This is a genomic window from Mucilaginibacter lutimaris (assembly GCF_042676625.1).
In the GTDB taxonomy this organism is placed as follows: domain Bacteria; phylum Bacteroidota; class Bacteroidia; order Sphingobacteriales; family Sphingobacteriaceae; genus Mucilaginibacter; species Mucilaginibacter lutimaris.
Genome location: NZ_JBHTIA010000003.1, coordinates 1540228 through 1561933 on the forward strand (window position 1 = coordinate 1540228; position 21706 = coordinate 1561933).

Below are 21706 nucleotides of genomic sequence, written 5' to 3' on the forward strand. Positions count from 1 at the left end.
ATATCACCTCAATAAAAAGTTAATAATACTGCGGATGCTGATGAGCATAACAATTACTGATACCGCCATCATGATGGCTTTTGCCGAAATTTTATTAGAGATACGTGCCGCCACCGGCGATGCCAGCGCACTGCCGATAACCAAACCCGCCACTGCATCCCAATGCCCGCTATTGAGCATGGTAATAAATGTTAACGAACCCATCAACGCGATAAAAAAGCGAGATAGCTTCACCGTGCCCAATGAGAAACGTGGGTGACGACCGCCTGCTATTAAGGTTGACAATACGATCGATCCCCAGCCGCCACCGCCAACGGCATCTATAAAGCCCCCGCCAAGGCCTAATAATGAGATGCGTTTTATTTTGCCTGTGGTGCGCTTCTTTTTCAGATTTAATGCTTTCGAGAAAATTACCGCACCTAAAATTAATGTATATACTGATACAGCCGGTTTGGTGTACTGCGCGTAATGCTCTAATGACGAAAGTAAGTAAGCGCCTGTTACTGCTCCGATAATACCGGGCAACAGCAATAGCTTAAACAATTTCCAGTTTACGTTACCCATGCGATAATGCATCCAGCCGGCAATGCCGTTGCTCATTATTTCGGATAAATGTACACCCATACTTGCCGAGGCAGGGGGGATACCCATAGAAAGTGAAAACGAAGTCGACGTTACTCCGTACGACATACCGATGGCCCCGTCTATCAGCGCGAACACAAAACCCGCACCCAGGAAGTAGTAAAACATCGGCGGGATATTTTCCACATAGTTTTTAAATGCAGGGTCTTTGAGCCATAGGGCGGTAATGGTTATAGCCAGGAAAGCCACAAAAGTTCCCCAAACTAATAATTTGATGTTGTTGTTGCTTGGCGCTTTTTTAGGGCCGAGCAATATTTCGGTAACGCGGTTAAGCTCTTTTACTTTGTGCGTAAAATCGCCGGATAGGGTATTACGCACCTCGGCCATTTGTTGCAGGGTAATATCCAGTTCACCGGGGATGGATTGGCTTAAAACCTCTTTCAGTCGTTTGGCTATAGTTGGCGATTTACCGTTGGTGGATATAGCTATTTTAAGGTCTCCTTTTTGCACAATGGAGCCCAGGTAAAAATCGCAAAGTTCAGGTTTATCCGCCACGTTAATTAGCAGCTTACGGTCATGTGCCGATTGGCGAACATATTTGTTCAGATCGCTGTCGTTAGTAGCGGCTATTACGATGTCGGCATTGTCGAGGTCGGTTTCTTCAAAAGACTTTTGGACTATTTTTACCAATGGAAATTGCGCTACAAGGGCATGCACCTGCGGCAAAAACTCCTTGGATATAATAGTAACAGCAGCAGCCGGACTGTTGGTGAGCAGGGCGGTCAGTTTTTCTAAACCAACATTGCCCCCGCCAACCAGTACGGTATGCAGGTTGTTCAGCTTTAGAAACACCGGGAACAATTGGTTGCCCTGTGTCTCCTGAGGTCGAACTTCTGTTAAACTATTATCCTTTGGCAACAACCTCATAAACTTCTTTTACCAATTTAAATGTAGGGTGCAATGCAACTACTTCGCCCAGTACTATCAGTGCGGGTGAAGTAATGCTTTGTTCTGCTGCCAGTGCCACAATGGTATCGGCCACGCCAACAACAACTTTTTCGTTAACGGTGGTTCCGCTTTGTATCACGGCAACAGGTAACTGGCCTTTACCTTCATTTTTGAAGATCTCCGCTATTTTTGCCAGTTTGTGGATGCCCATAAGCACCACAATGGTGGCGTTGGTTTTAGCGGCATCATACAGGTCGGCAGATATTTTGCCATCGCTGGTGGTGCCGGTAATCACCCAAAAACTTTCGCTAACGCCACGGTGCGTTACAGGGATGCCCTGCAAGCCTGGCACACCTATCGAGCTTGAAATACCCGGTACAACCTGCGTAGGGATTTGATGCTCGGCAGCAAACTCCAGTTCCTCATGGCCTCTGCCAAATACAAACGGGTCGCCACCTTTTAGGCGAACCACATGGCCGTAATTTAAGGCGTAATCAACCATCAAACGGTTAATGTTATCCTGCGAGAAGGAATGATCTCCTGAGCGTTTACCTACATAAACCTTAACGGCATCGGCAGGTGCAAAATCTAAAATTTCATCGTTTACCAGAGCGTCATACAAAACCACATCGGCAGTTTGCAGGGCTTTGATGCCTTTAAGCGTTATCAGCTCTGCATCGCCCGGGCCTGCGCCAACAAGGGTAATGCGTGGCTCTCTTATATTTGTATTGTTTTGTATCATGATTGCAGTACTGCCTCTCTTTTTGTTTTAACCGCTTCTAAAAAGTCTGTTGCCTGTTGTTTGTAGGCGGTGGCAAATTCTTCAGATGGTTCGTTTTTGTTTATTTGCAGCACCAGGTCGTTAAAAGTACCTTCAAGGGCGAAATCGCCGGTGGCCACGTAGTTATTGTCAAATTCTTTTATCACACCGGTCTGGGTACTGCTGTTAACGCCTTTATCAAGCAACAGGGCTTTCGCCGCGCTCACCATGGTATTGTATGAATGGTATATAGCATCGGCCCATAAACCTTTGTTATAAGCACCGTTTGCCCAGCCCAGTTTTTCTTCACTTTCGTAAAGCAGGGTAGCTACCAGGTCGATGATCACACCGGCACATTCGCCCACACCAATTGCGGAAACGTAAGTTTCCTGGTGGCCCCAGTCTACAAATTCATCGTCGGTAAGAGTGGTCAGGTCGGCAAGTGGTTTTAGCAGGCGGTAGAAATAATCTTTACCCTGCCTGTCGTAATAGGCATGGAAGGTTTCTCCTTCGGGAGAATTAGACTTATAATCGTCCAAAACCGCCCTTAAAACGTCCGTGGCCCGTTTAGAAGGTACTTTGATGACACGCTCGGCGGCACGGCCTTCGCCGTTGCCTACCGTACCACCACCCAGCATCACCTGTACCGATGGTAACACCTTTGTACCCGCTTTTAACGAGCTGCCGTGAAAGCCAATATGTGCCAAACCATGCTGGCCGCAACTGTTCATACAGCCGCTTATTTTGATCTTGATCTCCCGGTTAAAGATAAACTCCTCATATTCGTTGTAGATCAGGTCTTCAAGCACCTTGGCCATCGTCATGCTGTTGCTAATGCCGAGGTTACAGGTATCGGTGCCGGGGCAGGTAGTTACATCCGCAAGACTGTCAAAACCCGGGGCGGCAAGATCCAAAGCATGCAAGCCGGCATAAAGTGCCGGTAACGCTTCTCTACGCACAAATTTTAACAATAAACCCTGGTTTTGTGTGATGCGGATCTCGTCGCCAACGTATGGTTTTATGGCATCTACCAGCTTACGCGCGGTTGCCGTCGGAATATCCCCGACAGGCACTTTTATATACACGCCGTAAAAGCCTGTTTGCTTTTGCTCAAACACGTTGGTGTTTAACCACTGCTCGTAGCGGAATGGGTTTTCTATTTCAACTTCCGTATATTCGATTTCTTCTGGAAGTGCAGGTTTCGGCACGGTATCGCGGTTTATTGGCCAGCTTTTTACCTTTAGCGCGGTGCGCTCTTCTTTAGCGAGGCGCAAAACTTCCTCAAGCCCTATCTTTTGGATAAGGTATTTTAAACGTGCCTTGTTACGGTTATTGCGTTCGCCATGGCGGTCGAAGATGCGGATGATGGCCTCTATGTAAGTTATCAGTTGGTCTTCCGGCAGGAAATCCTCCACCGGACTTGCCAATAATGGCTGCGCGCCAAGTCCGCCGCCTAACAGGATCTTGAATCCGCGTTCGCCGGCCTCATTTACTTTTGGTATCGCGCCAATATCGTGTATGTAAGAAAAAGCGGTATCCGCATCGCTTGATGAGAACGCTATCTTGAACTTGCGGCCCATTTCCTGGCAGATGGGGTTCCGCAAAAAGTACTCGAAAGTAGCCTGCGCGTATGGCGAAACATCGAAAGGCTCCAGCGGGTCGATACCCGAAGTAGGGGAAGAGGTTACATTCCTAACTGTATTGCCACATGCTTCGCGAAGCGTAATATCGTCCTGCTCTAACTCGGCCCAAAGCTGTGGGGTACGGTCAAGGCTAACGTAATGGATCTGGATATCCTGACGGGTGGTTAAGTGCAGGTTGCCGCTGCCATATTCGTCGGCTATATCCGCAATTTTTAAAAGCTGCTTAAAAGTAACCTTGCCAAATGGTAATTTAATACGCACCATTTGCACGCCCGGCTGCCTTTGGCCGTAAACGCCACGCGCAAGGCGAAGGCTCCTGAACTTTTCGTCGTGTATCTTACCCTCTCGAAAAGCTCGGATCTTCCTTTCCAGGTCGATGATGTCCTGCTCCACTATCGGGTTCTCCAGTTCTGTTCTGAAGCTCTGCATATTCGGTACGTAATTTAGTTATCTCAAAAAAAAGCCCCTTCTGCTTTGGCTGAAGAGGCGGGTATTCTTTATTTACACACTTACAACCACGATGTATCCGCCCACATACAGCAGTTAATCAAGTTGTTATAATATGTAAATCCTGTTTGTTTCATTTTTCTGTTTCAAATATATATAAAGTATAGGGAATTAGTAGAATTAATTTAAAAAAAGTGTGATTTGATTTTGGATGACGGAATAAATTTTAATTCCCTCCCCTGGGAGGGCAGGGAGGGGTTCTGCGATATACTGAAGAACACCTCCCTTGCACCAAGGCAATCTCTGGGGGTTGATTAGTTCTTCGTTAGGTATGGCAGTGATATATGAATCGGCAGTGGATGTTCATTTCTTTTTTGTCGCAAAAAAGAAACGAACCAAAGAAAAAACACGCGGCTGTCCAATAAGCTTTTAACGTTTCTGCTTTAGCAATTGTAGTGCTGCCGCTTATTGCAAGGCCGCAGTTAGGACGGTAGGGTTAAGTTAGTGCTGGTAATTTATTAAAAATCCCTCCCTTGGGAGGGCAGGGAGGGGTTATTGAAGCGTATCGAAGAAACCCCTCCCTGCCAACGCACAGCCTTACGCGCCCCTCCCAAGGGAGGGAATGGTTTTGTTTTAGCTGGTCTTCTGAAAGAAAACCTGCGACGAATGCAAGGTAACGCAGAGCTTAAGAAGTGAGATATACAACCATATGCGTTCCAATTCCCTCCCTTGGGAGGGCAGGGAGGGGTTGTTGAAGCGTATCTAAGAAACCCCTCCCTGCCTGCACACAACCCCGCACACCCCTCCCGGGGGAGGGAATGATTGCAAGGTTTTCATTTTTTCCAATAAACCTTTCTATTTCCCAACCGTCGTACAGTTTATTATTAAAACATACTACAGATGAAAACATTATCAAAAATAGGAATGATAGGTGCCATAGCAGGCTCGTTATTTCTTTCATCATGCGCTACGGAGGGCTATGTTGCCGAGCAGCCGGTAGAGCCGGTTTATGTAAGGCCTGTAGCACCCTATGCTAATGCTTATTGGGTGCCCGGTGAATGGGTGTACAGCGGCCGCCGTTATGTTTATCGCAATGGCTATTACGTGCGCCCACGTGCTAACCGCGTATATGTACAAGGTAACTGGATACGTGGTCAGCGTGGTTATGTTTGGAGAAGAGGGCACTGGAGATAAGTTTTAAGAGAGCCAGGAAAATTAGAGTAAGGATACAAGACTTAAAAGAAAAGCCCTTGCATTTTGCTAAGGGCTTTCTGTCTTGATTCTTATATCTTGTTGTCTTGCTTCTCTGCAACTACATACGTTCCGGTACATCAATACCCAGCAGGCTCATAGCTTTGTTGATGACTTTTGCTGACGCGGCAGATACCTGTAAACGGAACTGTTTTAAGTTCTCGTTCTCAGCTTGCATAATAGGCTTTTCGTGATAAAACTTGTTATAGTTTTTAGCCAGCTCATACACATAGTTGGCTACCAGCGCCGGACTATGGTTTGCAGCCGCCTCTTGAATGGTTTGCGGGAATTTGGTAAGCGTTACTATCAGGTCGCGTTCTACGCTATCCAGTCCGGTAACATCATGTGTGCTGCTTTCTGCAACATAACCTGCTCTGCTTAACACCGATTTGATACGAGCGTGGGTGTACTGAATGAATGGCCCGGTGTGTCCCTGGAAATCAATAGACTCTTTCGGGTCGAACAACAGGCGTTTCTTAGGATCAACCTTTAGCAGGAAATATTTTAGCGCACCCATACCAATAGTTCGGTAGAGCTTATTTTTATCTGCTTCGCTAAAGTCGGCCACCTTGCCCATAGCTTCGGTAGTTTCTTTGGCGGTACCAAACATATCGGCCATCAGGTCGTCTGCGTCAACCACAGTTCCCTCACGAGATTTCATTTTACCCGACGGAAGGTCCACCATTCCGTAAGATAAGTGGTACAAACCCTGCGCCCAGCTCTTGCCGAGTTTTTGCAGGATTAGGAACAACACCTTAAAGTGATAATCCTGCTCGTTACCTACCACGTAGATGGATTCATCCATCTTAAAATCATCATACTTTAACTGAGCGGTACCCAGATCCTGGGTGATGTAAACAGAGGTACCATCGCCACGTAAAACAAGTTTTTGGTCGAGGCCGTCTTCAGTAAGGTCTATCCAAACCGAGCCATCTTCTTTTTTAAAGAATACGCCTTTGGCAAGGCCTTCTTCTACAATATCCTTACCTAATAAATAGGTATCGCTTTCGTAATAATATTTATCAAAGCTTACGCCTAAGTTTTTATAAGTAACATCAAAGCCTTCGTAAACCCAGCCATTCATGGTGTTCCAGAGGTTGATCACCGCTTCGTCGCCGGCTTCCCATTGCTGCAGCATTTGTTGGGCTTCTTTTATCAAAGGGGCATTCTTTTTGGCTTCATCTTCGGTTTGGCCTTCCTCAACCAGTTCCTGTATCTGTTGTTTGTAAGCCTTATCAAACCAAACGTAATATTTCCCGGCAAGGTGGTCGCCTTTTAAGCCGCTGCTTTGCGGTGTTTCGCCCTGGCCAAACTCGCGCCAGGCCACCATGCTTTTACAAATATGGATGCCGCGGTCGTTAACCAAATTGGCTTTAATAACTTCGTACCCGGCCGCGCTCAGGATCTCCGACAGCGAAAAACCTAACAGGTTGTTACGGATGTGCCCAAGGTGTAAAGGTTTATTGGTGTTTGGCGATGAATATTCTACCATCACCTTTTTACCGTTTGGTTTTGCAGTCGCGAAGCTATCGGTAAGTATATCCGTGTGCAGCGCATTCAGCCAGTAGCTATCAGCAATAACAATATTTAAAAAGCCTTTAACTACGTTAAAAGCGGCTATTTGGGGTAGTGTGTTTTGCAGGTATTCGCCAATTTCAGCGCCGGTTTGCTCGGGCCCTTTGCGCGATACTTTTGTATATGGGAAGGTAACCAGCGTAACCTGCCCCTCAAACTCCTTACGGGTTTCCTGCAGGTTTACATCTTTGGCGGCAATATCGGTTTGGTATAAATCTTTAACGGCCTTAACAACAGCCTCTATAATAAAATCCATCGCGCAAAAATAATAATAGTTAATGGTTTATGGTTGATAGTTGATGGAATTTGGTTGACGTATTCATTCTCAAAGCGGAGAAGCAAGAGTACCATTTTTCTTTGTGGCCTTTGTGATGGATGTAAGCAACTTTTGTTTACTTGTAACAGTGTAAACCCAACGCGGGATCAATAACCGAAAGTGTAAACTTTTTTCAGGACGGGTCACAAAATAGGGTGTCCCATTCCGTCCCGTTTTTCTAAAAACGGGACACCCTGCTAAATACATATATTGCATTGATTTGTAGTTATTTAAACTATATATTAAGAAGTATAACTTTAATAAAAGATGGATTTTAATAAATTATAAATATCTGATAGTTAGATATTTGCATAAGTGTCCCGCGTAGTGTCATAAATAGTGGGACACTTTATGATTGTGCAACTTCTAATGCTATAAAGAGCATACATGGTCAGTGAATAATCAGCTATGAACCCACGCCAAAAAACAATAGCTTTGTTTCTTCTTTATAACCATTTATGACACTTAATGATCAGGATTTTAAGATAGATGTAACATCTGAAATTGGCACCTTGCGTTCGCTTTTGGTGCATAGCCCCGATAGCGGTTTGGGCAAAGTTGTGCCCTCCAAGGCGCAAGATTGGCTTTTTGAAGACATTGTGCACCTGGATACCATGCGACGCAAGGAATACGATTACTACATTAAGCTACTGATGTACTTTCTTGATCCGGCTAAGATAAAAGGCAAACTTGCGAATATAGACAGCGATACCGCTAATCGCGATTTTTTTAAGCCGGATAATGCCGCCTTCCATAACTCTACCAGGGTTATTGAAATACAAACGCTGTTGAGCGATATTTTGCAGCAAACCGATATACGAAAAAAACTGGTAGCTGCCGTATGCGCTATTGAAAGCTGTAATTACAAATTGCAACTCCAACTGATAGATACCGACCCGGTAGAGCTGGCCAAGATCTTCATCTCCGGCTCGTTAACGGATGATACCATGATCTTCGCGCCGATCCCTAACCTGATCTTTTCCCGCGATCTTGGGATTGCTATTAATAATCACATCCTGTTGAATAAACCGGCCAAAAAGGCCCGTTCGCGCGAGACCTTGCTGATGCGCTATATCTTTTTCAACCATCCTTTGTTTGCTGCGTACCGGGATAAAATTATAGAGATACCGGAAAACAAGCAGCACTTTTTGCGGCCGGGAGAGGCTAACGAGGAAAAAACCACCATAGAGGGCGGTGATGTGATGATGGTTAGTCCGCAGCATTTAATAATAGGTTGCAGCGAGCGGACATCCATCAGCGGAGCTAACGAGGCTATCAAACTGCTGTTCGAGGCCGATGTGGTGAGCAAGATCACCATTGTGAAAATTCCCCATAAGCGCGATTACATGCACATAGATACGGTGTTTACGCAAGTGAAACGTAACGTGTGGGTGTTGCTGCGATCCTTAACCATTACCGAAAGTGAGCAGTCGCAAAGTGAACCCATCGCCTGGTTTGCAGATAAAAAAAACAAGGACAAGCCCGAGATAGTACAGTTCAGAAAAGGTAAAAAGCCCAAAACGTTTAACACGCTGGAAGACCTGCTGGATAACATTAGCCAGAAGGACCTGGAGTGTACCGAGCCTACTCAATTTATTTATTCCGGTAACGACGAGTTTCCGTTTGATGCCCGCGAGCAATGGACAGATAGCTGTAACCTGCTGGCCCTGAAAGATGGGGTGGTGGTGGGCTATGACCGTAACGATAAAACCGTAGAGGCCTTTAAGCAAAGCGGCTTTGATGTGATTCACGTTACCGATCTGTTGCCCAAAATGGAAGCCGGTGAAATTGATGCACAACAAATAAAAGACACCCTCATATTGATGCCAAGCGCCGAACTTTCGCGCGCCCGCGGCGGTTTCCACTGTATGAGTATGCCGCTTAAACGGGACAGAGTCTGAACTTGAATTTATATAATTAATGAATTTTTTAGAATTCTAAAATCGACCCCATAATGCATTCTGTTAATTAACATAATTCGTTTAATCCGAGTTCAGACAATGACCCAACAAAGCACCAATAACCTATTAATGATACGCCCGGTGGCGTTTGGCTTTAACGCGCAAACGGCCGGGAGCAACGCCTTTCAGAAACAGGATGCCGACCAGCAGGCCGTGCAGCAAAAAGCGCAGCAGGAGTTTGACGGTTTTGTGGATGTGCTGCGCGATAACGGCGTGAATGTTACCGTAGTAAATGATACCAATGAGCCGCACACACCGGATTCTATCTTCCCTAACAACTGGGTGTCATTTCATGATAACGGGGATATTTTCCTGTACCCAATGCAGGCAGAAAACCGCAGGTTGGAAAGGAGGGAAGATATCATCCGCCAACTGGAAGAGAACTTTAAGGCCAATCATGTTGTAGACCTCAGCCGTTTTGAAGCCAAAGACCAATTCTTGGAAGGTACCGGAAGCATGGTGCTGGATAGGGTAAACAAAACAGCCTACGCCTGCCTTTCTCCCCGCACCAATGCAGAGGTACTAAAAGCCTTTTGCGAATACACCGGCTATAAAGCAGTAACATTTGGCGCCTTCGACCAAAGCGGACAAGCCATTTACCATACCAATGTGCTGATGGCTATCGGGACTAAGTTCGCCGTTATCTGTTTAGATAGTATCACCAATACGCAGGAAAAGGAGATGGTTGTTGATTCGTTAAAATCTGCCGGTAAGGAAGTTATAAATATTTCTTTCGACCAGATGAACCACTTTGCAGGCAATATGCTTGAGGTGAAAAATAACGCAGGTGACACCCTAATAGTAATGTCGCAAACAGCTAATGATTCACTTATCGACGAGCAGAAAACCATATTAGAAAAGTTTGGTAAGCTGGTTTATTTCGATATTAACACCATCGAATCTAATGGTGGGGGTAGTGCAAGGTGTATGATGGCGGAGGTGCATTTGAAGGTTAATGATTAATGAGTTGAGTGGTTAACATCAAGTATTTGATTAAATCATATAGGTTGTACCTCTTATTCATATTAAAACAACAATTTCCTGTCGCGTTAGTTAATGTTGCAACGTATATCCATTATGAAAAACTATCAAATATTAGCGATTGCCCTTTTGGCATTATCATCATGCGGCGTTCGTTCGGGCGAAAAAGCATCAATTGATTCCGCAAAAGCTTTAACAGATACCGCAATAACGCCAACAGCTCTTGTAGCAGAAATGTCTATCAGGGATACGATCAAAATTGGCGACTCTGTATTATTGAAATTCACCGTGAAAAATAATAAAGCCGATACTGCCCGTTTTTTAAAATGGCATACTCCGTTTGAACCTTTGCTGAGTAAGTACCTGGATATAAAAGACGAAAATGGTACAGAGGTGAATTACAAAGGCGCTATGGCAAAACGTATGATGCCACCCCCGGGGGATAGTTACATCACGCTTAAAGCTAATGAAAGCCTGTCTGCAACTGCCGATCTTTTAAAGGGCTATGCTATTGATAAACCTGCTAAATACACCATTACTTACAATAGTACGGGCGTAAGCGGGTTAACTGTTAAAAATACTGTGTCATTTGTTTACATTAGGTAGTGGATTGTTGGTATGAACTTGTCGAATGATACTGGCGATAATCTATTCGCCAACAGTTCGGCAAGCCCATCCCAACAAATTGTTTTGGTCGTCCTGTATCATGTTATTTCCTCCTTTAAACAAATTACATTTGTACTATAAAAATTCCATCCAACAAATAATAAATTCATCCGTTTAAAATATACATTTGCACCAAATTTTAAAGAATGCAGAGTTACCAGGAATTTCTTGACCTAAGCGTTGGTTTCCCACAGGATGGTTACGAGATAATAGAGGATGAATTATACTTCCATGACCTTAATTTGATGGAAATGATAGAAACGTACGGCACCCCGCTGCGTTTTACCTATCTGCCCATCATCAGCAAGAAAATACAACAGGCTAAACTGCTTTTTCAGCAGGCTATCATCAAAAATAATTACCGCGGTACGTATAAGTATTGCTATTGCACTAAAAGCTCGCACTTTAAGCATATTGTAGAAGAGGCGCTGAAGAACGAGATCCACCTCGAAACATCATCAGCCTTTGATATGCCCATGATAGACGCGCTGGAGAAGAAAGGCGCAGTTAGCAAGGACATAACCGTAATATGTAATGGTTTTAAAACCTTCCAGTATAAACAGTACATTATTGATATGCTGCACGATGGTTTTACCAACATCATCCCGGTGTTGGACAACAAGGAGGAGTTTAACCTGTACGATGACGAGGTAGAAATGGATACACCATGCAACCTGGGTATCCGCATAGCGGCAGAGGAGCAACCCGACTCGCAATTTTACACCTCGCGCCTTGGTATCCGTATGGAGGACATCATCGATTTTTATCACAATAAAATAGAGAACAACCCTAACTTTAATGTTAAGCTGTTACATTTCTTCATCAACTCGGGTATTTCAGATACGCCATACTACTGGAACGAGTTGGAGAAATACGTTACACTTTACTGTAAGTTCAAAAAAATAAACCCGGCTTTAGATACCCTTGATATTGGCGGCGGTATGCCATTTAAAGATTCGTTGGTGTTTGATTTTGATTATGAATACATGATCAACGAGATCGTGAGCCGTATCAAAGAGATCTGTGCCGAGCACGATACGATGGAACCGGATATTATTACCGAGTTTGGTAAATATACCGTAGCCGAAGCATCGGGCATATTGTACAAAGTATTAGGCCGTAAACAACAAAACGACCGCGAGAAGTGGCTGATGCTCGACGGATCTTTCATTACCAATCTGCCGGATGTTTGGGCGCTTAACCAAAAATATGTGCTATTGCCCATAAATAACTGGGATAGCGAGTACGAGCGTGTTAACCTTGGCGGTATAACCTGCGACGGGCAGGATTACTACAACCAGGAAGCCCACATGAATAGTGTGTTTATGCCTAAAACGCGTAAGGTACAATATATGGGTTTCTTTAATACCGGCGCATACCAGGAAGTATTGAGCGGATATGGTGGAATTCACCATTGTTTGCTGCCATCACCTAAACACGTTATTATTCGCCGTAACCGCGATGAAACGTTCAACTTTGAGGTATTTGGCGAGGAGCAAAACAGTAAACAGGTACTGAAGATTTTAGGTTATACTACCTAAGATCACAATCCTACAGAAACAAAAAAAGCACCGCTATTTAGTGGTGCTTTTTTAATGTGATTTTTTTGTCAGTCTGAGCTTGTCGAAGACCTCTACGCTTCGATAATGGTTAGACAGGCTTATAATGAGATTGAGTATATACTGAATTATTGCTCCTCGGCCAAAACCGCACCCAACCTATCCAGATTTTGTTCGTTAGCAGTTACTACTACCGGCTTTACTTTTTCAAGATCCTCTGCATTGGCAAAAGCTTGTTTAAAGGTGAGTTTAGTTTGATTACCTGCAATCGGCTCAAATGTGGCCGTAAGCCTAAATAGCGGCCAGTTTATGTGGTCAAGCACGATTTTTTCGGGCGTTACCTCTATGTAATCAACTTTATTTTTATAATTAGTACCATCCGGGCCATGCATGGTAAACCGCCACCGGCCGCCGGGTGTTGGGTCGTGTTCATTAAAAGTATTGGTAAAACCATTTGGGCCCCACCACTTGGCTAACTTCCTCGGGTTGGTCCAGGCATCAAATATGTCCATTTGCGGATAGTTGAATACGCGGCTGGTTGTTACGCTTAAGTGATCAGGATAATTTACAGCTTCCTTGTTCATGATTTTAATATAAATGTCAGTCTGAGCATATCGAGACTCTTATAGTTTCTTACATAATTTATCAATGGTTCGACGAGGTAACCATGACAATGTGCTATACAAATTTCTCAGCAACTACTAATTCCTTGCTGCCTGCGGTATATTTATAAAACCCGCTGCCGCTTTTAACGCCGAGGTGGCCTGCCGTAACCATGTTAACCAATAAAGGGCATGGTGCATATTTAGGGTTACCAAAGCCGTTGTGCAGTACTTTCAATATTGCCAGACAGACATCCAAGCCTATAAAATCGGCCAGTTGCAGCGGGCCCATAGGGTGGGCCATACCCAATTTCATAACGGTGTCAATCTCATGTACGCCGGCCACGCCCTCAAACAGTGTGTAAATAGCCTCGTTTATCATCGGCATCAGTATCCGGTTAGCAACAAAGCCCGGATAATCATTCACCTTAACCGGGTCTTTACCTAATTGGCGTGAAAGTTCCATAATTGTATTGGTCACCTCATCGGTAGTAGCATAGCCGCGTATCACCTCTACCAGTTTCATCATCGGTACGGGATTCATAAAGTGCATACCAATAACATTGGCAGGGTTGGCAGTTGCCGATGCTATTTCGGTAATAGATATGGATGATGTATTTGATGCCAGTATAACCCCGGGTTGGCAAACCTCGCTTAGCTGCTTAAACAGCTTTAATTTTATTTCGCGGTTCTCGGTAGCAGCTTCCACAACCAGGTCGGCGTGGGCAGCGCCCTCGGTTACATCGGTGTAAGTTTTGATATTGCCAAGGGTGGTGGTTTTCGCGGCCTCGTCTATCGCGCCCTTTTTTATCTGGCGGTCGAGGTTGCCGGCTATGGTTTGCAGAGCTTTTTGGAGGGCCGCGTCGCTTATATCAACCAGCGAAACGTTAAACCCGTTCTGTGCGAAGGTATGGGCAATGCCATTACCCATAGTGCCCGAGCCTATAACTGTAATATTTTTCATGGTATAATTGGTTTTATCCCCACAGGGTGGAAATTTGCTGCAAATTACAAGGAAATATATTCACCTGCATCAGTAATTGTCTTTTTGTCTATAACCGGGAGTATGGGCACGCGGCCAAGATGCTTTACGTCGGTATAGTTGATAATATAATCTTCGGTCGAAGTATTTTCGTCGCCATTAAATATGATACCTTTTATAGTGATACTGCGGCTCTTAAGCGCTTCGATGGATAGCAGCGTGTGGTTGATACTGCCGAGGTAGTTCTGCGATACCAGTATCACCTCAGCATCCAGTTGTTTTATCAGGTCGATAACAAGGAAATGGTCGTTCAATGGAACCATCAATCCGCCTGCACCTTCTATGAGTAGTTGGTTGTAAGTCTTTGGAGCGATGATGGTTTGTTCGTTAATTTCAATACCATCCAGCGCGGCTGACTTATGTGGTGAGTAAGGTTGGGTTAAGCGATATGCTTCGGAATGGAATACTGTTTGGGTGTTTGTAACTAATTTTTGCACTTTCATGGTATCACTATTATCCAGGTCTCCAGATTGTACCGGTTTCCAGTAATCGCATTTCAGTTTCTCTACCAGTATAGCCGAGACAAGGGTTTTTCCAATGTCGGTGCCAACACCGGTTACAAATAATGGTTTATGCATTGGTGATGTTATTAATGGTTGATGTAAGCAGGTCTATTTCGTCTGCCGTATTATAAGCGTGCAGGCAAATGCGGATGCGTTCGGCACCTTTTGCAACTGTGGGACTAAGTATAGCACGCACGTCCATTCCTGCCCTTTGTAAAGTTTGCGCTGCCTGCTTAGCCTTTTCGTTATTGTCAAGAATGATGCATTGTATGGCGCTGTCGCTTTTCAATAAAGGGTAAATATTGTTACGCTCGATACTTTTTTTGAATAACGCTATGTTCTGATGCAGCAGATCTATTGCTGCCGTCGACTTTTCTAATAGCTGATAAGCCATCTTCACCGATGCCAACTGGTGAAAAGGCGCTGCCGTAGTATAAATAAATGCCCGCGAAAAATTGATCAGGTATTGGCGCAATAAATTACTTCCTAATACAATGGCCCCATGGCTGCCCAGCGCTTTGCCAAAGGTTACCACCCGCGCAAAAACTCTTTCTACCAGCCCGAGTTGTGCAACCAAGCCGGTTGGATAAAGGCCAACCGCGTGCGCTTCATCTACAATTAAATGCGCGCCGTATTGTTCAGTAAGGTTTAAGATTTCTGCTATTGGCGGGGTATCTCCATCCATCGAGTACACACTTTCTATCACTACATAACAAATGCCTTTAGCCTGCCTTAGCTTAGCCTCAAGGCTCTCCCGGCTGTTATGGCGGAATGTATAACGGTTGGCATGACTTAACCGGGCACCGTCAATAATAGAGGCATGTATCAGTTCATCATGAATAATGGTATCGCCTTTTTGCGGAAGCGACGAAAATAATCCCACATTGGCATCATATCCCGAGTTAAACAATAACCCGGCTTCGCTTTGATGAAATATGGCGATCTGTTTTTCTAATTCTTCTGTATAATTAAAATTGCCGGATATAAGTCGCGAGCCTGTAGAACCATTCAGGCTTAACGGGTGGTTATCTATTTCCTGCTGTATAGCCGCTTTTAAAACAGGGGAGCGGGCGAAGCCAAGATAATCGTTAGAGCAAAAATCTATCAGCTCACTTTGCGGGCGCAAACTGCGGTAACTGCCCAGCGCTTCGCGTTCATCAAGTTTACTTTGAATGTATTTTTCTGCCGATGCCACGCTATTAAATTTCTGCTAAAATAAAAAAAGCGGCCTATAGCCGCTTTTTATTTGTAATATTAAATTAGTTTGATTGGCCACCGCCATTTTGCATGCGGGCGCGTCTTTCATCCATTTCTTTTTGCCATGTAGCTGCTTGTTCAGGGGTTAAAATAGCTTTGATCTTATCCATAGAAGCCTGCATCATAGGCCGCATTTGGCTGCGCATATCACCACCTGCGTTACGCAGGCTGTCAATTGATTTTGCCTGTGCCGCGTAAATAGCAGTTACTTTGGCTGTTTGGTCGTCAGAAAGTTTAAGGGTCTCTTTCAATATTTTAGCTCTTTCTTCGGGGCTGCGCATTTGGCGGCCACCGCCACCTTGTGCAAAACTTACTGCCGATACGCCTAACACGAATAAGCAGATCATCATAATCTTTTTCATCTCTTGTTTTTTAGTTTAACTGATGTTATAGATAAAGATAAGGGTGATTAGTTTAACCTGATGCTATGTAACTTAATTGTTATGCGTTGTTGCTTAATTGTAACTTAAATGTTGCCGTATATTAATTTACGTCCTTATTATTTAAATTAGCTATCGAGCGCTGCATCTGTGCCATCATATTTGTAAGGCTTTCCATAGTAGGCTCGGGGGTAGGCATAGGCAGGTGCGTAGATATATAAGCCTTAGCTTTCCAAACTTCCAGTACATCATCAGCACTTATTTCATACGGCTCATAAACGGGGTTGTCTGATATTAGCTTAAGGTTGCGGCCTTCTTTATATTTATTGCCGGCACGCTTGTAAACTACACCATCGTTTTTAGAGATAATCACATAAGTTTCGCCAACTTTAACATCTGCCCAGTTTTCCTGGTATTCACCTATTATAATAGTACCGGATTGCAACGGCAGCATCGAGTCGCCTTTTATCTCGAAACCGCGGTAGGTGCCTTGTTTAAACATAGGTAGGTAAAGCTTTGGTAATTGCCCTACATATTCGGGGTCGGCATAGCCATTTAAATAACCCGCGCTTGCTTTTAGCGGCACCATTTCGATGTTCTCGTTATCTTCCTTATCAACCGAAATACTTAGCACCCTGAGGTTTGCGGGGTTGCCTTTTGGTTTAGGAGCCCACTTGTCGTCGATGGTTTCGTTAATAAAATCGTCAATTGATACGTCAAAAAATATTGCTAATTGTTTTAGTAGTTCGTACTTGGGTTCGGCCCTTTCTTCCTCGTATGCGCCTACTAATGAACGTTTTATGCCTACCTGGTCGGCGAATTGCTGTTGGGTTAGGCCCTTCTTTTTGCGAAGGAATTTAATATTTGATGAAATTTTTGACATAAAAATTTGGAATTGCTAAAATAGTTAGTATTTTTATGCTCATAAAATTAGTAATTATTTTTAAACCAGCAAAATTTTTTATCAAATGAAGAGGTTCGTTTATATAATAACAGACAGGAACAGGAAAAATTTACATGTAGGCATGTGCACTGATCTACTTAAAACACTTAAGTTTTACAGCGAGATGCCAACCTTATTTTTTGACAGTGCGCAGCAATTAAACCGCCTGGTTTATTTTGAAGAAATTAATACAGAAGAGCAGGCAATGGAACGTTTTAAAATGGTAAGCACTTACACACGCCCTCAAAAAGAAAAGATGATACGCCCTGTAAACCCGGATTGGGTTGACCTTACGGCGGGTTTAAAATATGAAAGTGGTGTAAGAGTAAGGCCTACTTTTTACGGCAGGCCTTCTATACAACCAACACGCAGGGCGGTTACTTTTTAACAAATACCAATGCGCCCGAGTTCATGCAGTATCTTTTGCCGCCCCTGTTTTTAGGGCCGTCATCAAATACATGGCCAAGGTGCAGGCCTGTACTTTTTTCTATTACCTCGTCGCGGCTTATGCCAAAGCTGCTGTCGTGTACAATTTCTACTTTTGTAGGGTCAACGGCTTTTACAAAACTTGGCCAGCCGGTGCCGCTTTCAAATTTATCGTCCGCACTAAATAATACCTCACCTGTTGCGGCGCTTACGTAAACACCCTTTTGGTGATTATTGTAATATGCGTTTTGGAATGGCGGTTCGGTACCACGGTTTACCATAATGTAGTACTGGTTTGCCGTAAGCTTTTTCTTCCACTCAGATGCCGGTTTAGCCATCGGCTTATTTTCCTGCTGCGTTTTATTTTGCCCGTTGCTGTTATCGCATCCAAAAGATGTTAACATGCTAACTATCAGTATTGCTAAAATTGATCTTTTCATAATACCTAAATTTACGAATAAGATGTCGGTACAGTTTGCAGTGCGCTGTAAGCAATGGAGTTAACAAAAAGTATGTTTAAGCATTACAATTGACGATCGATACATAATAACTCAACTATTGACAGAAAACTACCTATTGCTAATTGAAAATTGCCAACTAAATAATTACCATCCCGGTGCAAAGGTTATCCCAAAGACAGGCTTTTTAATATCGGTTCGGTTAAACGGCACTGCATAGTAAGGCTCGAGCACAAAAGCACCGAAGAAATTTACTCTTAAAGATATCCCCGCGCTAAGTGCCGGTACACGCTGGTTAGTATTGTATGTTGTTTGTGTTTGCGGGTTGCCGTTACCGTCCAGCACAGGGTTGCCATTGTTATCTAATACCGGTGTTTGGCCAATTGCATCTGGCGCTTTCTGAAATCTGATCTCGTTACCTTTATTCCATGCTAAGCCGGCATCAAAGAAGAGGTTAAGATCGCTGTAAAGGAATTTTGATTTGATTATAGCCAGTTTCTCCGGCCCGGTAAATGGTAAACGCACCTCGAAATTGGCTACAGCAATGCGGCTGCCCGAAAGCTGATCTATGGTAAAGCCATTTTTATTTGCCGATTTGGCATTATAGAAAGTCTGCGCCTCGTACCCACGGATCAGGAACGGGTAACCCACATATAACGGGTATAAACCGCTCACGTTATTACCAAACCTGCCATAGCCATAAAGCCTCGCGGCGAAGGTGATGGGTGCAGCACGCACATATTTGCGCAGATCTATAGTAGGAGAGAAGAAGTTGTATGTACCTACATTATATTCTGCCTCTATACGGAAACGGTGCCCGTTCAACGGAGCGGCAATACCAAAGTAAGAATCATCGCCAACCAAAGCTGCGCTCAGGCCGTAGATATTGAAAGGCTTCAGGTCAATGCCATTCTCGGCAAGAAATTGCGCCCGAGAAATTTTGTGCTTTTTATAATCGAGAAGGTTCCCTATAACCAGCTGCTCGTTACCATTTGCATCGGCCACATTAGCGTAAGAGTAATAGCTACTGTACCTGTCGACCCGGTACGAATAGCGGGACGCCGATGTACCTATTTCTGCCCTGAGCGAACGTGATAACGGATATGAGGCAAAGGCCTGCAATTGATCTTCAAAAGTACGGATGATGTCAGTTTTTTCCTCATAAACAGGTGTTGATATTCCGTTTACATCTATGTTGGTAAAGTTGTAACCATAGGTGCCCGACTGATAGGGGATATGCGACAAACCCAGGCCGAAACTCCAGCGGCCTTGCTGGTTAATGTACAGTACAGACCCGCCGAAATCATAGATCTCGCCATTTACGGCCACACCTGCATAGATCTGGTTCCTGCCTAAAATATCGCTAAATACTCCCTGCACGCCACTTGCCAACCCTGTTCCAAACGAACTAACTGATACTCCAACACCGGTGCTGCCCAAAGCATCTAATTTAAATTTTGGTTTATAAGGCACCGCGTGGATAGAATCTAATGGAATCTTACTATAAGCAAGGTAATTGTTTAGGTTGTAATTGATCAGGTCGACGCCTACAGCACGCAGGGGCGGCAGCATTGCCGCTGTAAAGTTTGTGCTACCTGCATCAACCACAACGGGTTTAAAATCGGATACTTTAGCGTTATATATCGCATACTTTTGCGCGCGATAATAAGAATAGATCACATCGTCATTCCCGGATAAACTTAATGCCGGCGAAAATTCGGTAATACCACAAATCCCTGTAAACAAATCAGTCATTTGCTCTACCTTACCATTGGCAAACGTATAACGGTACATATTACGGAAACCATCCTTGTTAGACAGGAAGTAAACCTGTTTACCATCCGACGAGTATTGCGGGTTAAGGTTGTTTGCGCCGTCAAAAACCTTTATATCGGTTATTTTGCCTGTTGTGATATCCAGTTCGGCCAGGTTAAAAGTTATATCCTGCGATAGTTTTTTGTCATAAGTGGCCCTGTCGCTCGAAAATATGATACGCTTGCTATCTTTTGAGAAGTTTGGCTGATAATCTGAATATTTATCATTAGTTAGCTGGATAACCTTTTTTGATTCAAAATTGTACATGTACAGGTCGCCCTGGCCTTCAGACATGCCCTGGAAAGCAACATTTCTTCCATCCGGCGACCACGTAAGGTTGCTGAATTGCTCGGCTTTTCCCATCGCTACATCCTCTACTATCTTTCCATCAGGAACACTAACTACCAGCATCCTGTTGCGCCCCTTACTAAAAACGCTAAAGGCGAACTTCCTGCTATCCGGCGACCAGGTGCCCGCCGATTCTATGAAGTTAAATTCATCAATGTGTGTGTTTGATACCTTACTGGTTAGCCGTTTAATTACCCTGCCTGTCTTAGCATCAGCCAGGTAAAGGTCAATACTAAATAAACTCTTTGAAGATAGGAATGCCACATACCTGCCATCCGGGCTAACTGATGGTGCAACCGTTAAGTCGCCTCCAACTTTGGCATCAACAATCCTTTTGCCTACCGGGGTTTGTACGGTGTCTTTAAGGAATGGTTTGTAAGTGTTTTCGATAGAGTTTTGCCACAGGCGCGATAGTGTTTTATCATCGTAGCCTAACGTTCTGCGAATGCCGTACTCTAAACCAAACCTTGCGGTGTTTTTAAAGAAGGGCACAATAATGGTATCGCCGTATGTAGAGCCGAGGAACGACCAAAAGGCCTCGCCGTAGCGGTAAGGGAAATACTTGTTGCTTTGGGTAAGATCTCTTATAGTTGGAATATCATGGTTAAGATAAGCATCGCGCATCCACATGGCTGTATATGCGTCTTTTTTGCCCAGGGAGAGATATTCGGCCATACCTTCAACCATCCATAGCGGTATATTGCCAATGTTCTCGAAACTGGAGGAATCGCGGCCAAGCAATAAATGGTATTGAAAAGCATGAACCAACTCGTGACCCAATACGTGGCGGGTGGTTTGGTTGGTTTCCATTACCGGCATTACCACACGGTTTTTTAAACCTTCGGTAATGCCGCCGGTACCTACGCTGATCTCGCCGTCAATGGCGGTAGTCTGCTGAAAATCGGGATGGTTGGCGTAAAGAATAATAGGGTTCGGCCTGTTAAATGTATCGCGAAAAACCTGTTGGTGCAAGGTGTACCACAGTTCGCTTTCCTGCGCAAAGCGTTTAATAAGGCTATCGTTTTTAAGATAGTAATAGATCTCGAAATGCGGGGTCTTATAAACCTTGAACTTGAGGTTTTTGTAACGCACCTTATTTTGGCCAAAATACTGGGCCTTAGCCTGTTGGCCGAACATTAGCGCAAATACAATACAAAATAATATAAAAGGGTACTTGATGGATAAATGGCAGGGGAAACGTTTATACATACATAGCGGTTTATACAATATTGCTAATTTATAT

Annotated in this window: 18 protein-coding genes; 6 read left to right on the forward strand and 12 right to left on the reverse strand. The window is 44.2% G+C overall.

Annotated features, from left to right (window positions below):
• Positions 1–3: 3 nt before the first annotated feature.
• From ACFQZI_RS07815 to ACFQZI_RS07825, 3 genes are read right to left on the reverse strand one after another with little or no spacing between them, the layout of a single operon-like run.
• Complete coding sequence (locus tag ACFQZI_RS07815) at positions 4–1509, reverse strand: TSUP family transporter (protein WP_377140713.1); 1506 nt, start codon at positions 1507–1509, stop codon at positions 4–6.
• Positions 1487–2272, reverse strand: a complete 786-nt coding sequence (gene cobA / locus ACFQZI_RS07820) for a uroporphyrinogen-III C-methyltransferase (protein ID WP_377140716.1) — start codon at positions 2270–2272, stop codon at positions 1487–1489. Before cobA ends, ACFQZI_RS07815 begins: the two co-directional genes overlap by 23 nt.
• Positions 2269–4362 (reverse strand): HEPN domain-containing protein, encoded by a 2094-nt coding sequence (locus ACFQZI_RS07825; RefSeq protein ID WP_377140719.1) that lies wholly within the window; start codon positions 4360–4362, stop codon positions 2269–2271. Before ACFQZI_RS07825 ends, cobA begins: the two co-directional genes overlap by 4 nt.
• 918 nt (positions 4363–5280) lie before the next feature.
• On the opposite strand from ACFQZI_RS07825, the gene ACFQZI_RS07830 reads away from it, so the two are divergent.
• Positions 5281–5574, forward strand: a complete 294-nt coding sequence (locus ACFQZI_RS07830; protein WP_377140721.1) for a hypothetical protein — start codon at positions 5281–5283, stop codon at positions 5572–5574.
• A gap of 118 nt (positions 5575–5692) precedes the next feature.
• On the opposite strand, the gene argS is transcribed toward ACFQZI_RS07830, so the two are convergent.
• Positions 5693–7462 (reverse strand): arginine--tRNA ligase, encoded by a 1770-nt coding sequence (argS, locus tag ACFQZI_RS07835; RefSeq protein ID WP_377140724.1) that lies wholly within the window; start codon positions 7460–7462, stop codon positions 5693–5695.
• Between the two features lie 518 nt (positions 7463–7980).
• Between argS and ACFQZI_RS07840 the strand changes: the two genes are divergently transcribed.
• The 4 genes from ACFQZI_RS07840 (at position 7981) to ACFQZI_RS07855 (ending at position 12671) form a co-directional block, all read left to right on the forward strand.
• Positions 7981–9423 (forward strand): arginine deiminase family protein, encoded by a 1443-nt coding sequence (locus ACFQZI_RS07840; RefSeq protein WP_377140727.1) that lies wholly within the window; start codon positions 7981–7983, stop codon positions 9421–9423.
• Between the two features lie 99 nt (positions 9424–9522).
• Positions 9523–10446: a citrulline utilization hydrolase CtlX gene (gene ctlX / locus ACFQZI_RS07845; protein WP_377140729.1), complete on the forward strand. Its 924-nt coding sequence runs from the start codon at positions 9523–9525 to the stop codon at positions 10444–10446.
• 114 nt (positions 10447–10560) lie between these two features.
• On the forward strand, positions 10561–11070 hold the full coding sequence (locus tag ACFQZI_RS07850) for a protease (protein WP_377140732.1): 510 nt from the start codon (positions 10561–10563) through the stop codon (positions 11068–11070).
• 206 nt (positions 11071–11276) lie between these two features.
• Positions 11277–12671 carry an arginine decarboxylase gene (locus ACFQZI_RS07855; protein WP_377140735.1) on the forward strand — a complete coding sequence of 465 codons (1395 nt, stop codon included), beginning with the start codon at positions 11277–11279 and terminating at the stop codon, positions 12669–12671.
• A 146-nt stretch (positions 12672–12817) separates the two neighbouring features.
• Here the strand turns inward: ACFQZI_RS07855 and ACFQZI_RS07860 are convergent, their stop codons facing one another.
• From ACFQZI_RS07860 to ACFQZI_RS07885, 6 genes are all read right to left on the reverse strand, one after another.
• A complete protein-coding gene (locus ACFQZI_RS07860) occupies positions 12818–13273 on the reverse strand; it encodes an SRPBCC family protein (RefSeq protein WP_377140738.1) in 456 nt (151 codons plus the stop codon).
• A gap of 94 nt (positions 13274–13367) precedes the next feature.
• Positions 13368–14255: a 3-hydroxybutyryl-CoA dehydrogenase gene (locus tag ACFQZI_RS07865; RefSeq protein ID WP_377140741.1), complete on the reverse strand. Its 888-nt coding sequence runs from the start codon at positions 14253–14255 to the stop codon at positions 13368–13370.
• Between the two features lie 44 nt (positions 14256–14299).
• Positions 14300–14911 carry a dethiobiotin synthase gene (gene bioD / locus ACFQZI_RS07870; RefSeq protein ID WP_377140743.1) on the reverse strand — a complete coding sequence of 204 codons (612 nt, stop codon included), beginning with the start codon at positions 14909–14911 and terminating at the stop codon, positions 14300–14302.
• Positions 14904–16031 (reverse strand): aminotransferase class I/II-fold pyridoxal phosphate-dependent enzyme, encoded by a 1128-nt coding sequence (locus ACFQZI_RS07875; protein WP_377140746.1) that lies wholly within the window; start codon positions 16029–16031, stop codon positions 14904–14906. The genes bioD and ACFQZI_RS07875 overlap by 8 nt, the downstream gene beginning before the upstream one ends.
• 64 nt (positions 16032–16095) lie before the next feature.
• Entirely contained in the window at positions 16096–16455 is a 360-nt protein-coding gene (locus ACFQZI_RS07880; RefSeq protein WP_377140748.1) for a periplasmic heavy metal sensor, read from the reverse strand.
• A 121-nt stretch (positions 16456–16576) separates the two neighbouring features.
• Positions 16577–17356, reverse strand: coding sequence for an XRE family transcriptional regulator (locus ACFQZI_RS07885; protein WP_377140751.1), 780 nt, complete (start codon positions 17354–17356; stop codon positions 16577–16579).
• Between the two features lie 142 nt (positions 17357–17498).
• On the opposite strand from ACFQZI_RS07885, the gene ACFQZI_RS07890 reads away from it, so the two are divergent.
• Positions 17499–17804, forward strand: coding sequence for a GIY-YIG nuclease family protein (locus tag ACFQZI_RS07890; protein WP_377140754.1), 306 nt, complete (start codon positions 17499–17501; stop codon positions 17802–17804).
• Here the strand turns inward: ACFQZI_RS07890 and msrB are convergent.
• Positions 17794–18282 carry a peptide-methionine (R)-S-oxide reductase MsrB gene (gene msrB / locus ACFQZI_RS07895; RefSeq protein ID WP_377140757.1) on the reverse strand — a complete coding sequence of 163 codons (489 nt, stop codon included), beginning with the start codon at positions 18280–18282 and terminating at the stop codon, positions 17794–17796. The genes ACFQZI_RS07890 and msrB overlap by 11 nt on opposite strands.
• Positions 18283–18447: 165 nt before the next feature.
• Positions 18448–21672: a tolB protein precursor gene (locus ACFQZI_RS07900; protein WP_377140759.1), complete on the reverse strand. Its 3225-nt coding sequence runs from the start codon at positions 21670–21672 to the stop codon at positions 18448–18450.
• Positions 21673–21706 lie beyond the last annotated feature (34 nt).

Excerpts from the sequence above, each read along its gene's own strand:
- ACFQZI_RS07815 (WP_377140713.1), bottom strand. The coding sequence starts at position 1,509 with ATGAGGTTGTTGCCAAAGGATAATAGTTTAACAGAAGTTCGACCTCAG.
- cobA (WP_377140716.1), bottom strand. The coding sequence starts at position 2,272 with ATGATACAAAACAATACAAATATAAGAGAGCCACGCATTACCCTTGTT.
- ACFQZI_RS07825 (WP_377140719.1), bottom strand. The coding sequence starts at position 4,362 with ATGCAGAGCTTCAGAACAGAACTGGAGAACCCGATAGTGGAGCAGGAC.
- ACFQZI_RS07830 (WP_377140721.1), top strand. The coding sequence starts at position 5,281 with ATGAAAACATTATCAAAAATAGGAATGATAGGTGCCATAGCAGGCTCG.
- argS (WP_377140724.1), bottom strand. The coding sequence starts at position 7,462 with ATGGATTTTATTATAGAGGCTGTTGTTAAGGCCGTTAAAGATTTATAC.
- ACFQZI_RS07840 (WP_377140727.1), top strand. The coding sequence starts at position 7,981 with ATGACACTTAATGATCAGGATTTTAAGATAGATGTAACATCTGAAATT.
- ctlX (WP_377140729.1), top strand. The coding sequence starts at position 9,523 with ATGACCCAACAAAGCACCAATAACCTATTAATGATACGCCCGGTGGCG.
- ACFQZI_RS07850 (WP_377140732.1), top strand. The coding sequence starts at position 10,561 with ATGAAAAACTATCAAATATTAGCGATTGCCCTTTTGGCATTATCATCA.
- ACFQZI_RS07855 (WP_377140735.1), top strand. The coding sequence starts at position 11,277 with ATGCAGAGTTACCAGGAATTTCTTGACCTAAGCGTTGGTTTCCCACAG.
- ACFQZI_RS07860 (WP_377140738.1), bottom strand. The coding sequence starts at position 13,273 with ATGAACAAGGAAGCTGTAAATTATCCTGATCACTTAAGCGTAACAACC.
- ACFQZI_RS07865 (WP_377140741.1), bottom strand. The coding sequence starts at position 14,255 with ATGAAAAATATTACAGTTATAGGCTCGGGCACTATGGGTAATGGCATT.
- bioD (WP_377140743.1), bottom strand. The coding sequence starts at position 14,911 with ATGCATAAACCATTATTTGTAACCGGTGTTGGCACCGACATTGGAAAA.
- ACFQZI_RS07880 (WP_377140748.1), bottom strand. The coding sequence starts at position 16,455 with ATGAAAAAGATTATGATGATCTGCTTATTCGTGTTAGGCGTATCGGCA.
- ACFQZI_RS07885 (WP_377140751.1), bottom strand. The coding sequence starts at position 17,356 with ATGTCAAAAATTTCATCAAATATTAAATTCCTTCGCAAAAAGAAGGGC.
- ACFQZI_RS07890 (WP_377140754.1), top strand. The coding sequence starts at position 17,499 with ATGTGCACTGATCTACTTAAAACACTTAAGTTTTACAGCGAGATGCCA.
- msrB (WP_377140757.1), bottom strand. The coding sequence starts at position 18,282 with ATGAAAAGATCAATTTTAGCAATACTGATAGTTAGCATGTTAACATCT.
- ACFQZI_RS07900 (WP_377140759.1), bottom strand. The coding sequence starts at position 21,672 with ATGTATAAACGTTTCCCCTGCCATTTATCCATCAAGTACCCTTTTATA.